Source organism: Chitinophagales bacterium, from assembly GCA_017303835.1.
GTDB lineage: Bacteria > Bacteroidota > Bacteroidia > Chitinophagales > Chitinophagaceae > JAFLBI01.
Genome location: JAFLBI010000001.1, coordinates 857,967 through 872,740 on the forward strand (window position 1 = coordinate 857,967; position 14,774 = coordinate 872,740).

Annotated in this window: 14 protein-coding genes; 3 read left to right on the forward strand and 11 right to left on the reverse strand. The window is 41.9% G+C overall.

The genetic code is table 11. The features are described 5' to 3' along the window. Positions 1-53 precede the first annotated feature (53 nt). Entirely contained in the window at positions 54-1,079 is a 1,026-nt protein-coding gene (locus tag J0L83_03875; protein ID MBN8663684.1) for a Smr/MutS family protein, read from the reverse strand. A gap of 17 nt (positions 1,080-1,096) precedes the next feature. After that, complete coding sequence (locus tag J0L83_03880; GenBank protein MBN8663685.1) at positions 1,097-2,779, reverse strand: amino acid permease; 1,683 nt, start codon at positions 2,777-2,779, stop codon at positions 1,097-1,099. 42 nt (positions 2,780-2,821) lie between these two features. On the opposite strand from J0L83_03880, the gene J0L83_03885 reads away from it, so the two are divergent. Continuing rightward, complete coding sequence (locus J0L83_03885; GenBank protein MBN8663686.1) at positions 2,822-3,868, forward strand: hypothetical protein; 1,047 nt, start codon at positions 2,822-2,824, stop codon at positions 3,866-3,868. Here J0L83_03885 and J0L83_03890 read toward each other — a convergent pair whose 3' ends face one another. Beyond that, complete coding sequence (locus tag J0L83_03890; protein ID MBN8663687.1) at positions 3,869-4,834, reverse strand: polyprenyl synthetase family protein; 966 nt, start codon at positions 4,832-4,834, stop codon at positions 3,869-3,871. It abuts the gene before it with no gap. A 104-nt stretch (positions 4,835-4,938) separates the two neighbouring features. Here J0L83_03890 and J0L83_03895 point away from each other — a divergent pair, with 104 nt between their 5' ends. Further along, positions 4,939-5,415 carry a hypothetical protein gene (locus J0L83_03895; protein MBN8663688.1) on the forward strand — a complete coding sequence of 159 codons (477 nt, stop codon included), beginning with the start codon at positions 4,939-4,941 and terminating at the stop codon, positions 5,413-5,415. Here the strand turns inward: J0L83_03895 and J0L83_03900 are convergent. From J0L83_03900 to J0L83_03930, 7 genes are all read right to left on the reverse strand, one after another. Continuing rightward, entirely contained in the window at positions 5,412-5,822 is a 411-nt protein-coding gene (locus J0L83_03900; protein ID MBN8663689.1) for a hypothetical protein, read from the reverse strand. The genes J0L83_03895 and J0L83_03900 overlap by 4 nt on opposite strands. Before the next feature lie 236 nt (positions 5,823-6,058). Beyond that, positions 6,059-7,018: a signal recognition particle-docking protein FtsY gene (gene ftsY, locus J0L83_03905; protein ID MBN8663690.1), complete on the reverse strand. Its 960-nt coding sequence runs from the start codon at positions 7,016-7,018 to the stop codon at positions 6,059-6,061. 79 nt (positions 7,019-7,097) lie between these two features. Next, positions 7,098-7,271 (reverse strand): DUF4295 domain-containing protein, encoded by a 174-nt coding sequence (locus J0L83_03910; GenBank protein MBN8663691.1) that lies wholly within the window; start codon positions 7,269-7,271, stop codon positions 7,098-7,100. Positions 7,272-7,303: 32 nt separating this feature from the next. Continuing rightward, positions 7,304-7,486: a 50S ribosomal protein L33 gene (gene rpmG, locus J0L83_03915; protein ID MBN8663692.1), complete on the reverse strand. Its 183-nt coding sequence runs from the start codon at positions 7,484-7,486 to the stop codon at positions 7,304-7,306. 23 nt (positions 7,487-7,509) lie between these two features. Further along, a complete protein-coding gene (rpmB, locus tag J0L83_03920) occupies positions 7,510-7,746 on the reverse strand; it encodes a 50S ribosomal protein L28 (GenBank protein MBN8663693.1) in 237 nt (78 codons plus the stop codon). 207 nt (positions 7,747-7,953) lie between these two features. Further along, complete coding sequence (locus tag J0L83_03925; GenBank protein MBN8663694.1) at positions 7,954-10,509, reverse strand: zinc carboxypeptidase; 2,556 nt, start codon at positions 10,507-10,509, stop codon at positions 7,954-7,956. A 195-nt stretch (positions 10,510-10,704) separates the two neighbouring features. Further along, positions 10,705-12,330, reverse strand: coding sequence for an ATP-binding cassette domain-containing protein (locus tag J0L83_03930; protein MBN8663695.1), 1,626 nt, complete (start codon positions 12,328-12,330; stop codon positions 10,705-10,707). Positions 12,331-12,513: 183 nt separating this feature from the next. Between J0L83_03930 and J0L83_03935 the strand changes: the two genes are divergently transcribed. Continuing rightward, the gene (locus J0L83_03935; protein ID MBN8663696.1) at positions 12,514-13,635 is read left to right on the forward strand and encodes an ATP-grasp domain-containing protein; all 1,122 of its coding nucleotides are present in this window, start codon (positions 12,514-12,516) and stop codon (positions 13,633-13,635) included. Positions 13,636-13,710: 75 nt separating this feature from the next. Here J0L83_03935 and tsaD read toward each other — a convergent pair whose 3' ends face one another. Then, complete coding sequence (gene tsaD / locus J0L83_03940; GenBank protein ID MBN8663697.1) at positions 13,711-14,727, reverse strand: tRNA (adenosine(37)-N6)-threonylcarbamoyltransferase complex transferase subunit TsaD; 1,017 nt, start codon at positions 14,725-14,727, stop codon at positions 13,711-13,713. Positions 14,728-14,774 lie beyond the last annotated feature (47 nt).

Consider the following 14,774-nt stretch of genomic DNA (forward strand, 5'->3'; position numbering starts at 1 on the left):
GGCGGAAAGCGTGTGTTGTCAATCGATAATAGCCAATAAACAATTGACAATAATCAATATTGAAAGAATATCTCCGTAGCTCCATAGCCAAAACGGGCGTCGTATTGATTTACGAAATAGCGTACTTCTTTACGGCCTTTCAATAAATCATGGATTTCATCGCGTAAGCGACCTGTACCTACCCCATGAATCACAATCAGGCTGGGCTGATGATGCGCAATAGCGAGTTCATAATATTTCTCAAACTCAGCCAATTGAATGCCGAGTATCTCTACATTAGAAAGAGTTTGCCAATTGTCCATTAGTTTCTCCATATGCAGGTCTATTACCGAACGAGCTGGTGGTAAATGCTTGCGGGCTTCTTTGGCTTCATAAACTTTGAATCCTTTAGCAGCCAATCCGGTTAATTCGAATTTCTCTTCAACTTGTTCAGCCGGAAAATCTTTGAATAAGGAATAACTGAGCATGGGCTCATTGGCTTCCTTCATTTCTTCAATCCGCTTGAATAATTGCTTGGCTTTGATGCGTGTTTCGGTTTCAAACCACTTGGCTTTACCCTTTTCTGGCGTTACCATCTCAAATATAAAACGGAAAACAGGGTTATCGCTGAAATCACCGAAGGAGATATCATGCAAGTAAAAATCATGGAAGGATAAAACCTCACTGCTGAGTTCAAAAGCAGGATCACCTAGGAAAGATTGTGTGTATTGGAACTTCAGGGCTTTCTCAGTTCGATTCACCAAGTGAATCTTGAACAACTCTACCACTTCATCATTGAAATCGTCAAGCGCAAATTTGGGAATCAGGCTGAGCCATACACCATCGGCCACCTTAATGCTATTGGGTTGACCTTTCTCTTTAGGTACTTGATCTACATAGACTTTCGGCGCCTTCTTGGGCACAAACAGCTTCTTCTCAGTAAAGCGTTTGAAGTAAGGGAAATCAATCTGGTCCATATATGCCGGGAATTTCACCCCGCGCACTTCAATCATCACCATTTTCTCGTTGATGATCTCCACTACCTTACCTTCCTCATTGCTGTGCAAGACAATGATATCGTCGCCCACTTCATACTTCATAGTGGTGCGAAATTACGTCAGGCCAGCTTGCTTTGCTTACGCCCGTACAAGAAATAAATACTCAAGCCCACGGCCATCCAGGCAAAGAACCAGAGCCAGCTGACTGCAGGTATCTCAATCATGAGGTATAAGCAACACAGTGCGCCTAGCACAGGAATAGCTGATGACTTCTTCAGGAAAGCACGGAAGGCAACATAAAGCGCAATCGCTATAAAAATGAGGAATAGGATTTCTTGGTAGCCTTCATTGCTGATATGGCTCACAGCACCCATCACACGCTCGCGGAAGAGTAAAATGAAGCCAATTACTATCGCTGGAATCAGGAATTGTCCGTTGATATAAGGCAATTTAAACTTACCACTACCTGCGTGGCGTTCAGCCGGTAAAGCCAATACACCAAAGCAAACTAAGACAAAGGCGAACAGCGTACCAATACTGGTTAAATCCGTCATTAACATGCTAGGTAATACCAGAGAACACAATGCCACAGCTCCACCGCTGATCAGTGTAGCGAAAGAAGGTGTCTTGAATTTTCTGTGCACTTTGCCAAAACGCTTAGGCAATAATCCATCACGGCTCATGCTCATCCAAATTCTTGGCTGTCCTAACTGAAACACCAACAATACAGAAGTAGTCGCTACGACTGCACTCACAGAAATGATATAGCCCGCCCATTTGAGGTTGAGTTTTTCAAATACATAGGCCAAGGGATCATCCACTTTTAATTCAGTATAGGATACCATTCCGGTAAGTACCAAAGCGATCAACACATAGAGAATGGTACAAATGATGAGTGAATACATCATACCACGCGGCAAATCGCGTTGCGGATTCTTACACTCTTCTGCCGTTGTAGAAATGGCATCAAAACCAATATAGGCATAGAATACAGCAGATACACCCGCTAAAACACCTGTAAAGCCATTGGGCATGAATGGCGACCAATTGGTGGTATCTACATACATACCGCCGAGAATGATCACGAAAATGATTACAGCTATTTTGAAAATCACCATGAAATTGGTGCTCTTTTTACTTTCCCGGATACCTACATAAGCCAACCAGGTAATGAGGCAGACAATCATGAAAGCTGGTAGGTTAACAAAGAAATGCCAGTTACCGATAACGGGCGCAGCATCCCATGCAGCTACCGCTTCTTTCATGGTATCTGTTAAGGGGGTGCCAGCTTGAATAGCCGCTTGTGCTTCTTCATAATTCTTGGCAGCCGAAAAAGGATCTTTCAATAACCAGCCGGGTAAATGAATGCCAAACGCATTCAATAAATTATTGAAGTAGCCGCTCCAACTTATTGCTACTACAATATTACCAATTGCATATTCCAATATCAAGGCCCAACCAATAATCCAGGCAATCAACTCACCAAAACTTACATATGCATAGGTATAAGCACTACCTGAGATGGGCACCCTGCTGGCAAATTCTGCATAACACAGGGCACAGAAACCACAGGTGACTGCCGTAATGATGAAAAGCAATGCAATGCCGGGACCGCCATTAAACGCAGCCGTACCGATGGTAGAGAAAATGCCTGCACCAATCACCGCGGCAATACCCATGAAAGTAAGGTCGCGAACACCCAATACTTTATTTAGGCCACCACCATGGCCATCGCTTTCACCTGCAGCTGATTCTGCCATGATGCGATCGATGGATTTTTTACGCAATATTGAGTTAAACATTAATTTAATTTATATTAGGGTAAATATCATGATAATTGCTTTATGCCTAAAAAAAATATTACTTATTTACTAGGTGCTGGCGCTAGTGCTAATCAGATACCAATTGTAAAAAAATTCGATAAAGGAGTATTAGGACTTATCGAGGCTCTAGAATTTCATACAAAATCATTTTTCGGGTATATAAAGAATAATGAGACTGCTAAATCATATCAAGATGTATCATTAGAATTCATTACTGATTTAAGAGAGTTTCTTAACAATATTGGCAATCATGAAAGCATTGACACTTATGCAAAGAAACTTTTCATAAGAAATGAAATTGATAAATATGAAAAAACTAAGTTATTAATTACATTGATTTTTTTCTACTTCGAATCCAATAAAAAACAGAAAGAAAAGAGATATGATACTTTTTTTGCTTCAATACTATTATCATCTCACAATAAATTCATTGCAAACTTCAATATCATAAGTTGGAATTATGACACGCAATTTGAAATAGCATACTCGAATTATAGTATGAATGAGAATTATGATTTTAATAAACAAATCCTAAACGTAGTTAATTCCACAAACTCTCTTTCAAATAATCTTTATGACATACCATTTAACTTATTTAAGATCAACGGCAGTGCTACTTTATCAGACAAAAATAACAATGACATAACCCCCATAGTCAATAAATGTATAAGTAAACTTTCAGAAGAAGAGCTTTTAAAAATAATTCTTGAGTATTATTATGAACACAGCAAATACCCTGAAACTATTTATTCAAAAATTAAATACGCATGGGAAAACGAATCAAATAGTAAGTGGGACTTATTAATAGAAAAAGCTATTGAGGTTGTTAAAAAAAGCGACTATTTAATATGTATAGGCTACTCATTCCCTTTCTTCAATCGTAATATAGATTCAAAACTACTAAATGCTTTTTCAAGAAACCCAAGTATGTACAAAGAGTTTCATATACAAGATTTTGAACCAGAACGAATTAAACAAATAGTAGAATCGCACGAATTCATAGAAAAAATTCAATCACATAAAATGACTAGAGAGGACGAACCATTCTATTTGCCTCGTGGAATTTAATCAATGCGTACGCTGCACCAGAAATGCGGCCAATTCTTTCATTGGCTGCTTTCTTGCGGCAACAACAGCTACAGCTTCCAGATGATCCATTGCTTTGTCCACATACTGCTGTTTTAAATCCCTAGCCCAGCTATCCACACCACAAGCACGGAAAATAGCCAGCACCTGTGCCACTTTATCAGCAGGATTTTCCTCCATCAATTGCAAGAGCTTTGCCTTATTCACAGCATCAGCTGTTTCCAATGCATGGATCAATAAAAAAGTCTTTTTGTTTTGTCGGATATCGCCACCGGGTTCCTTACCAAATTTCTCCGGGTCGCCGAACGCATCGAGATAATCATCCTGAATCTGAAAAGCAATACCGAGGTTTTTACCAAACTCATAGAGATGGCGGCAATTGCCTTCACTGGCACCACCAATAATAGCGCCCATTTCCAAACTCGCAGCTAGCAATACCGAAGTCTTTAAAGTAATCATATTGATATAAGCATCCAGCGCAACGTTTTGCTGCTGCTCAAAATCCATATCCAGTTGTTGTCCCTCACACACTTCACGTGCAGTTGTATTGAATAAATGGAGGATGCGTGGTAAGAGTGCGGGATTGATATGCGCCAATTGTTCATAGGCACGAATCAACATCACATCCCCACTGAGTAAAGCAGTATTACTGCCATATTTGATATGTACAGTTTCCATTCCTCTGCGCAAGGGTGCAGCATCCATGATATCATCGTGGATCAAAGTAAAATTGTGGAAGAGTTCGATTGCGGTTGCAACAGCATATGCATCCTGCTGAATGGTATCAAACAATTCATTCCCCATTAAACACATCACTGGGCGAACACGTTTTCCTCCTAAGCTTAGGAAGTAATCACAAGGTGCATAAAGGCTTTCCGGTGCTGCCGGAAAATGCGCTTTGTTAAAATGCGTGGCAAAATCTGTTACCAAACTTGTAAAATCATGCATGTCACAAACCTAAATCAAAATCAGCAAGCATTCTCAACATTTCCTTAACGGAATAGACTGTTATTTGGCAGGATTATTTCTAACACAACACTAAAACCCGGAACATGAAATACTTAGTTTTCACTGCAGCATTACTGATAGGCATAGCACAAGTACAGGCACAAAATCTTGGGCCAGATTATAAAACTGCTATTGGGATGAAGGTTTTTCCTGCCGCTTTATCGGCCAAACATTTTGTTCAGGAGAACAGAGCAGTTGAAGGCTTACTGTACATGTGGGATTATGGCTCAAGACTTACAGCATTGTATCAGATCTACGGAGATATCCGAACAGTGGAAGGCATGAAATGGTATATCGGCGGCGGTGCACATCTGGGCTATATGAACGACAAATGGGTAAAAGACAATCCGGGCAAAGCCGGTGGAGTTTCGCTGGGTGTGGATGGGGTGCTGGGTATGGACTATAAAATCAAAGGGGCCCCAGTGAATATTAGTTTCGACTGGCAGCCCTCTTTTAATTTCGTTGGCGGCAACTATTTTGAAGCAGGTTGGGGCGGATTGGGTATCCGCTATGCTTTTTAATAGAAGATATAAGAATAAGGATTTGATGGGTCGTAGCTCGCAGGCTTCAACGCATGGAAATTCTTCTTATCAACTTCATAAAAGAAGAAGTCCATCTCTTTCCTGAAATCATTCATGATTCTGTTATGACGGTAAGTGTATTCCGCATAATTGGTTTGAATCATTGGAACAATGGCTGATTTCTTTTGCAGAAAGCTGTATAAAGAACGCTTCAGTGCATCTCTCTGGAAGGTACTCAGATCAAGTTTAACTTTCAGCTGCTCAGACATTTTTGTGGCCATGCTCAGCAATTGCTGAGAAGAATAGGTAGAATGCTGTGTAGGCACATCTGATTTACCACCAGATACACCACCTGCAAATGCTACAACGGATAGGGAAAAGAAAATAAGCGTAATAATGGCTTTCATAATTGGATATTTATTGGACTTGGATATTTTTTCGTAACAGGGTGCAAATTATTCGGCATTTGGCATCTGCCGAATTAAAAAGCCATTAAGAGCAATTAAAAGGAAATTAAGTACTGATTATCAATGCTGTACAAGACTCTTAGAGAGAAGTTTCGGGTAGATTTACCGTTAATGCATACGCACAAAAAAAGCAGCTATTCGCCGCTTTTGTATGCTATGATAAATTAGTCAAACAATTAATCCAGCTTAAACAAACTGTCTACAAATTCTTGTTTATCGAAGATCAACAGATCATCCATTTTCTCGCCTACCCCAATAAACTTAACCGGAATCTTAAACTGATTGGCAATGGCCAATACTACGCCACCTTTAGCCGTACCATCCAGTTTGGTAATGGTGAGCGCATTCACATCAGTAGCTGCGGTAAAATGTTTGGCTTGTTCCAATGCATTCTGGCCTGTAGAGCCATCTAATACCAGCATTACTTCATGTGGTGCATCAGGTAATACCTTGCTGATGACGCGACGAATTTTGCTCAACTCTTCCATCAAATGGGCTTTGTTGTGCAAACGGCCAGCAGTATCAATAATCACCACATCGGTACCACGTGCTACTGCACTTTGCACTGTATCAAAAGCCACAGCGCTGGGATCACTACCCATGGCTTGTTTCACGATGGGCACGCCGGTTCTTTCACTCCAGATGGTTAATTGATCTACTGCAGCTGCGCGGAATGTATCCGCAGCACCAAGCAATACCTCATATCCGGCTTTTTTATAGTTGTGGGCCAGTTTACCGATGGTTGTGGTTTTACCTACACCGTTCACGCCAACGACCAGAATCACGTATGGCTTTTTGGCTGCAGGTACATCAAAGTTCTTGTAAGACTGGTCATCAGCATCTACCAATACATGCTGTATTTCTTCTCTTAGGATGCGGTTGAGATCGGATGTGCCGAGATACTTATCCTGCTTCACGCGCTTTTCGATACGCTCGATGATTTGTACAGTGGTATCAATACCCACATCCGCACTCACCAGTGCTTCTTCCAGGTTATCGAGCACTTCATCATCAATGCTGCTCTTACCTGCAATGGCACGGGTTATCTTAGATAAAAAACCTTCCTTGGTCTTTTGAAGACCTTGGTCGAGCGTTTCTTTTTCTTTCTTTCCAAAGAGTTTGCTGAAAAAACTCATAATCGGCTTTTGCGTGGATGGAAAAACAAAAAGCCATCCCGTAAGCAGGACAGCTTTCAATATTATTCAGACCCAGTCATTACTTCTGAGCCAGGAAATCCTTCACTTTATCCTTGTGTACGATCTGCTCCTTGAAGGTGTAAGCACCAGTCTTGGGGCTACGTACAGCCTTGATCACTTTGGTCCAGTTCTTCGCTTCCGCAGAAGCCTTGGCGTCCTTGATTTTCGCGTTTTTAGATGCTGCTTTTGCCATATCTCAATAATTTATAGAGTCAGCGATGCTGATTACTTGATTTCTTTGTGAACAGTCACTTTCTTCAGAATAGGGTTATACTTCTTCAGCTCAAGACGCTCAGGAGTATTCTTCTTGTTCTTAACAGTGATGTAACGGCTTGTACCCGGCTGACCGCTAGTCTTGTGCTCGGTACATTCCAAAATCACCTGAACCCTGTTACCTTTCTTTGCCATTGTATCGGTAATTTACTGGTTAATTAAATTTTAACGCCTTCAGCACGCATTTGCTTAATCACGGTAGCCAGACCGTTCTTGTTGATAGTACGGATAGCTTCACCGGAAACTTTCAGCGTAACCCAACGATCTTCTTCAGCAAAAAAGAAACGCTTGGTCTGAAGATTGGGTAAAAAACGACGCTTGGTCTTGATGTTTGAGTGAGAAACATGGTGACCGCTTAATGGCTTCTTACCTGTAACTTGACATACTCTTGCCATGATGCTAAATTTTGCTCCCAAATTTTGGGACGGCAAAGGTAAGGAAGCGATCGGATTTTGCAAGCAGGAAATTGCTTTTTTTCAGAGATTTTTCCACGCGGGCTGAATAAATGCCTGTTGGATTTGCCACAAATATCGGTTTATCCACAAAATAAATGGTCCCGACAAGCTTGCCGGGACCAAAATCATTGATTTTCAGTGTTGTTTTTAGAGTCGGATAATCTCCCCGAATACAACGGCATTCAGGAAAATCTTACTCGTACCCAACCAAAAAGCCCTGAAATTAAGGTTATCCACCATGGAAATCACCCTGCCCCTACCTAGCTGATCAATATTCACCACGGCAGAATTTTTCACTTTATCGCGATAGCCGCGATATAAATAACCACTCTGCAGCGGGTTATCCGTGTACATCACCGGTGAATCATAGGGATCATTGTTTTGATCCATAAACAAGGTATTGCTCTTGAATACACTCACGGTATTCTGACCATAACCATAACACAAAGGATGTGTGGGGTCCAGTTTGGCTTCAAACAAGGATCCTGCCATGTCTTTGGCACGCTGTTCATCACTCCGGAGATAATAAGGCAGCATGGCTGTAGTATCTTTCTTATCGGCCGCATCACGGAAAATCACCTTGGTCATGCCGTTTCTAGCCAACCAATTTGTAGCATCTTCAGTGGCTATCAAAGTACCACCTCCTGCAATCCATGTACGGAGCTTATCCTGCGCATTCTTATCCAGATTGCTGTAAGAACCAGATGGCATGATGATCACATTATAACGTGCCGTATTAATGGCATTAAAACGATCTACATCCACAATGCTTACCGGAATACCGAAACGCTGATCCATCAGGTGCCAAATTTCACCCACATCTGTAGCACTTGTACCTGTACCACCAAACATCATCACACGCGGTGCGCGGATATTGGCCATACTATTGCTACCCAGATCAACACCACCAACTGATAAAGAACTGCCTGTGCTGTACACATCTACACCCGTTCCTTTGATGGCATCATTCAGTAATTGAAAAATCTCTGCTTCGCTCCTGTTCTGAATCTTTACAGGTATCACAATACTGCCATAACCAAATGCTTCTTGCTTTCCATTGATGCCTGCACCAAATTTCTGCGTAGCTACTTTAGTGATCAATCCCCTACTCTGTAGGCGATACAAGAGTTTAGGCGCATAATAATCATCCCAACGGAAGATATACGCATTGCTGCTCACACCGCCGATGAGCTTACCTTCTGCAACAGGTGTAGCTGTTAACTCATCACCTAATAAATTGGTGGCAGGTGTTTTGATTTCTGCATTGGGCAAACCAAACGCTAAAGACATCGTCCAGGCAGTAACATCATAAAACAAACTGTCTTTGTATTCGAATGTTTTTTCAAATACTGTTTTGATGATTTTGAATTGCTGCTGCGCTGTTGGAATCACATACGCTTGTCCAGCTTTAAAATTCTTACCATCAGCACTCACATCAGTTTTCAAACTATAAACTTTTACCTGATGGCGCTGCAACATTTCAATAAACATATTGGTGCGACTCTTGTCCTTCTCATCACCAAATACATATGCTTTCACAGGAAACGCTTCAGATTCTTTGGCTACGTCTTTGTAGAAGTCGCGCTGAAAAGCCAACATCTCTTTGCGCAAAGCACGTGCGGCTTCCAAAGTAGATAATGATGTAACAAACTGATTGCGGATGGTAAAAGGAAAAGTAAGCAAACCATTGTCTGTTTCTTGCGCATGACCGCGACTACTAGCTTGCTCAAACAGAATACCTACTGCCCCGTTGATATCCGGATAAGTAGAACCCTTACCATAATAGAAATCATCATAGCCCTCTTTGGTAAAATACATTGAGCCGATGCTGTCTAAAAATTTCGCATGGAAATTACCAATAGCAGCAGTGAGTTCTTGGTTGCGGTTGGGCGTATTGGGGTTTACGCGACTAGGTACACCGGGCTGGAAAAAGAAAGTAGCATTACTTCCTTGCTCATGGTGATCAGTGAGGATATTGGGCTTCCAATCATGATACACTTTTAACCTGCTTCTGCTTTCTACGTGTTGTGCAGGTAACCAATCACGATTCAAATCAAACCAATAATGATTAAAGCGACCGCCAGGCCATACTTCATTGAACTCACGCGCCTGCGGATCAGCTACCATGGTTTTGCTTTTGTGCATATTGGCCCAGTTGGCAAAACGGTTTAACCCATCGGGATTAAAAGAGGGATCAAATATGATCACCACTTTCTCTAATAAGTCTTCAACTGCAGCACCTTGTGCAGCCGCGAGATAATAGGCTGTAAGCAAAGCCGCGTTTGAGCCACTGCTTTCATTGCCATGTATGCTATAGCCCTGCCATACTACGATGGGCATATTGTCCAGGTTCAGTGAGCCGGATTGACTCGCATCACTTAACTTCAAATGTTCTTTGCGAATATTTTCAATCTGTGCATGGTTTTTCGGCGAAGTGATGATCATTGCCAATTGTGGGCGACCTTCATAAGTATAACCACTTACTTGTAAAGTAATTCGATCAGAAGCCTGATCCAAGGCTTTCATGTAATTCACTAAACGATCGTGCGTTACATGCCACTCACCCACTTCATGATAAATCACCGATTTAGGCGTAGGAATGTTGGGATTGTACGAAACGTTCTTCGGTAGATAATAATCTAAGCTCTGTGCATTTGCCATGACAATACTTAATAGCATGGCAGCAAGCATCCATTTTCTCATGGGGCAAAATTTTGAAAATGGAAATTAGGGGAAAACAATGAGGAATGATTGGAGGATGGGATGAATGGAGCTCAATGAATGGATGATAGAATGATAGAGTGATAGAATGATAGAATATTGTCAATTAACTATTGACTATCAGCCATCAGCTATCAACCATCAACCCACTTTTGACTTTTCCTCTTGCCTTTTGACTTAGGCATAGTATTCTGCCCTCAACTCCTGAACACGCTTGTCCTCCATGTATTCATCGAATGTCATCAGCCGATCGATAATACCCTTAGGCGTTAATTCAATGATACGGTTGGCTACAGTCTGCATGAAAGTATGGTCATGAGAAGTCAGCATAACCACACCCGGGAATATCTGACATCCTTCGTTGAATGCCTGAATACTCTCCAGATCGAGGTGGTTGGTAGGCTGATCGAGTACAATTAGGTTGGGACTCTGCAGCATCATTCGGCTGATCATGCAACGCACTTTTTCACCACCACTCAATACGTTTGTTTTCTTGGCAATATCATCACCACTAAAGAGCATCTTGCCTAAGAAGCCACGCAGGAAGGGTTCGTCCGCATCGGTTACATGTGATGGTACAAATTGACGCAACCAATCCATCAAGCCCAAACCTTCTTTAAAGAATTCGGTATTCTCCAATGGCAGGTAGGCTTTGGTAATAGTGGTACCCCACTCGAATTTCCCATTCTCTGCATTGATATTACCATTGATGATTTCGAAGAATTGTGTAACCGCCAATGGATCCTTGCTGAGGAAGGCAATTTTCTCGCCCTTATTGATACTGAAACTAACTTTATCGAAGAGCAGACGACCATCCACAGATTGTTTCAGGTTTTCTACGTTCAGAATTTGGTTACCTACTTCGCGCAATGGCTGGAAAATGATACCGGGATATTTTCTGTTAGAAGGCTCAATTTCTTCAATGGTCAGTTTCTCCAAAGCTTTCTTACGAGCAGTAGCCTGCTTACTCTTAGAAGCATTCGCAGAGAAACGAGCAATGAAGTCCAGCAAAGCCTGACGTTTTTCTTCTACTTTCTTGTTCTTGTCGTTAATCTGGCGAGCCATCAACTGAGAACTCTCATACCAGAATGTATAGTTACCCGTAAATACTTTGATTTTCTGACGATCCACATCCGCTACGTGGGTACAAACAGCATCCAAGAAGTGACGGTCGTGGCTCACCACCAAAACAATATTCTCGTAATCAGCGAGGAAATTCTCCAACCAGCCGATGGTTTCAATATCCAGACCGTTGGTCGGTTCATCCAATAAGAGGATATCAGGATTGCCAAACAAAGCCTGCGCCAATAACACACGCACTTTCAAGTTGGATGGAATGTCTTTCATCAAGCTCTGGTGAAACACTTCCTGTACGCCCAAATCGCTTAGTAAACTACCCGCATTGCTTTCCGCTTCATAACCGCCCATTTCGCCAAACTCACCTTCCAGCTCACCGGCACGCATGCCATCTTCTTCAGTAAAATCAGCTTTGGCATAAATGGCTTCACGCTCATGCATCACATCCCACAAATGCTTGTGGCCCATCAGTACCGTATTCAAAACAGTGCACTCATCAAATTCAAATTGGTTCTGCTTCAGGAAGCTCATACGCTCACCCTTACCAATTTCCACATTGCCCTTATTGGGTTCAATTTCTCCGCTCAGGATTTTCAGGAAAGTAGATTTACCTGCACCATTGGCTCCAATCACACCATAGCAGTTGCCCTTGGTGAAATTGATATTCACTTCATCAAATAATACGCGCTTGCCATAAGCAAGGGTGACATTCTTTACACTGATCATACCGAAGCGGGATTTTAGATTGGGGCCGCAAAGGTAAGGATTTACACGGTTTTATCGCTGTTACCATTCTTAAAGCCTGTATGTCAGACGAAAGCAAAACAGCCTTATCCTTTATATAAATAGGGCTTGTACCATACCTTTTACAGCATATTTTCGTTACTAGATTAACCCAATAAACAATCAATGCCCAAAGCCCTGATTGCCTGCTTTGAAAACTGGGATACCCTACAGGAAATTCCCTTTGTCATACATTCAGGCGGCTATACTGTAGACGTGTATTGCAGCAAAGACTCCTGGCTGCTGGCAGGAAGCTATTATCATCGCTGGATTGAAAGCAATAATGGAAATCGACAACACTATATAGCTGAGCTGATTAGGCTGAGCCATGACTATGATTGGGTTATTCCTGGAGACGAAACTGTTTTATTGATGCTGAATGCCAGCATTACAGATACGGCTGATTTTTTACGCGTGATGCCCATTGTGCAACCCGGCAACCGCAATTTGATCGGCTCAAAATCTGGTTTATCAGATTTTTGTCGGAACAATGCAATCGCCTTTCCTGCTTACCATGTATATGGTGAAACACCGAATTGGGATGAGGCCATTCGTGCAATGCAATATCCTGTACTGATAAAGCCTGATGAAGGTTATGGTGGTGGAGGCATCATTAAATGCCAGACTGCGGATGAAGTATTTCGCGGATTAGATTCTATACAAAACAAACACCACTTAGTAGTACAAGCGTTTATAACAGGAAAGGATATTGGCGTGGAAGCATTTTTCAAAAACGGTGAACTCGTTTTGTACGATGCAGCTGATATCGTTCGCTATTTCGATACCAGCTTCAGTTTTACCACAGCAAGATACTGTTACAAGGATCGGGAGATTGAAAACTTTCTTCGAGAGATTGGACAAAAAATAGGCATACATGGATTTGCAAGCATTCAGCTAATTAAAGATAACAGCAGCGGTCAGTTGCTATTGATTGAAGCTGACTTAAGGCCCAATTTCTGGGTACCGTATGGGAGATTTGCCAATGCTGATTTTGCTGAAGCGATTAAGTTATTCAATGGTAGCAGAACCACGCCCATGGATCTTACACCGGGTAAGCGCGTAAAAGTAGCTTTATTCTATAGAGACCTAATTCGGGCATTTAATAAAAAAGACATCAAGACTTTTGCTAAGTGGCTATTCAACTACAAAGGTTTCTGGCGTTTCATTCCCACTTACGATAAGAAATTATTCAAACGATTGTTAAAAGAATTGTTTGTCAAAAAAGCACTGAAAAGACTAGGCGTTTGATGATTGAATATTGTCGATTGATGATTGTCAATTGAATTTTAAACTTTTTGCTTTTGACTTTTAACTTTTAACTTATTAACTCCATCCCGCTCTTGCCGTAGGTCCTACGGATAAGTCTTCGAACTGACCTGCGAGATATTTATGATAAGCCGTGATGGCAATCATACCAGCGTTATCTGTGCAATATTCAAATGGAGGGATAAAAATTTTCCAACCATGCTTTTTGCCTGCATCCTGCAAAGCATTTCTCAAACCGCTATTGGCACTTACACCACCAGCCATACATACTTGTGTGATGCCAGTTTGTACAACCGCTTTCTTTAACTTCTTGATGAGTATACGCACAATAGTAGCCTGAATAGATGCGCAGAGATCATTCAGGTTATGCTGAATAAAAGCAGGATCCTTGACAGTTTGCGCCTGTAAAAAATACAGCACCGATGTTTTCAATCCGCTAAAAGAAAAATTCAATTCAGGAATTTGCGGCTCAGCAAAACGAAAAGCATCAGCGTTACCCAGCTTTGCATAACGATCAATTAGTGGTCCGCCTGGGTAAGGTAGGCCTAAGAGCTTGGCCGATTTATCAAATGCTTCTCCCGCTGCATCGTCAATGGTTTCACCAATCACTTCCATATCCAGGGGTGAGCGTGCTAAGACAATCTGTGTATGTCCGCCACTCACTGTTAAACAGAGAAAAGGAAAACTAGGTGCTGGCTCTACCAATAAATTCGCCAACACATGCGCCTGCATATGGTGCACTGCAATCAGGGGTTTATTTAATGATAAAGCAATTGATTTGGCAAATTGTGCCCCTACTAACAAAGCCCCAATCAATCCGGGTGCTTGCGTAAATGCAACAGCACTGATGTCAGCCATTGTACAGTCTGCTTTTTGCAAAGCCTGCTGTACAACAGGTACAATGTTTTGTAAATGTGCCCTGCTTGCAAGCTCCGGTACTACCCCACCATACTGCTCATGCACAGCTTGTGTAGCAATTGTATTGCTCAGCACTTTGCCATCCATACAAATCGACGCAGATGTTTCATCGCAGGAAGATTCAATAGCCAATATGGTAACAGGGCTTACCGACATGGCGCAAAAGTAAGGCAAACATGGTAGGCAGATAAAAGAATGGTCGG

Bases quoted from the DNA above. Each gene is read 5' to 3' on its own strand.
- J0L83_03880 (MBN8663685.1), bottom strand. From the start codon at position 2,779: ATGTTTAACTCAATATTGCGTAAAAAATCCATCGATCGCATCATGGCA.
- J0L83_03935 (MBN8663696.1), top strand. From the start codon at position 12,514: ATGCCCAAAGCCCTGATTGCCTGCTTTGAAAACTGGGATACCCTACAG.
- J0L83_03890 (MBN8663687.1), bottom strand. From the start codon at position 4,834: ATGCATGATTTTACAAGTTTGGTAACAGATTTTGCCACGCATTTTAAC.
- J0L83_03885 (MBN8663686.1), top strand. From the start codon at position 2,822: ATGCCTAAAAAAAATATTACTTATTTACTAGGTGCTGGCGCTAGTGCT.
- ftsY (MBN8663690.1), bottom strand. From the start codon at position 7,018: ATGAGTTTTTTCAGCAAACTCTTTGGAAAGAAAGAAAAAGAAACGCTC.
- rpmB (MBN8663693.1), bottom strand. From the start codon at position 7,746: ATGGCAAGAGTATGTCAAGTTACAGGTAAGAAGCCATTAAGCGGTCAC.
- J0L83_03930 (MBN8663695.1), bottom strand. From the start codon at position 12,330: ATGATCAGTGTAAAGAATGTCACCCTTGCTTATGGCAAGCGCGTATTA.
- J0L83_03925 (MBN8663694.1), bottom strand. From the start codon at position 10,509: ATGAGAAAATGGATGCTTGCTGCCATGCTATTAAGTATTGTCATGGCA.
- J0L83_03895 (MBN8663688.1), top strand. From the start codon at position 4,939: ATGAAATACTTAGTTTTCACTGCAGCATTACTGATAGGCATAGCACAA.
- J0L83_03875 (MBN8663684.1), bottom strand. From the start codon at position 1,079: ATGAAGTATGAAGTGGGCGACGATATCATTGTCTTGCACAGCAATGAG.
- J0L83_03900 (MBN8663689.1), bottom strand. From the start codon at position 5,822: ATGAAAGCCATTATTACGCTTATTTTCTTTTCCCTATCCGTTGTAGCA.
- J0L83_03910 (MBN8663691.1), bottom strand. From the start codon at position 7,271: ATGGCAAAAGCAGCATCTAAAAACGCGAAAATCAAGGACGCCAAGGCT.
- rpmG (MBN8663692.1), bottom strand. From the start codon at position 7,486: ATGGCAAAGAAAGGTAACAGGGTTCAGGTGATTTTGGAATGTACCGAG.
- tsaD (MBN8663697.1), bottom strand. From the start codon at position 14,727: ATGTCGGTAAGCCCTGTTACCATATTGGCTATTGAATCTTCCTGCGAT.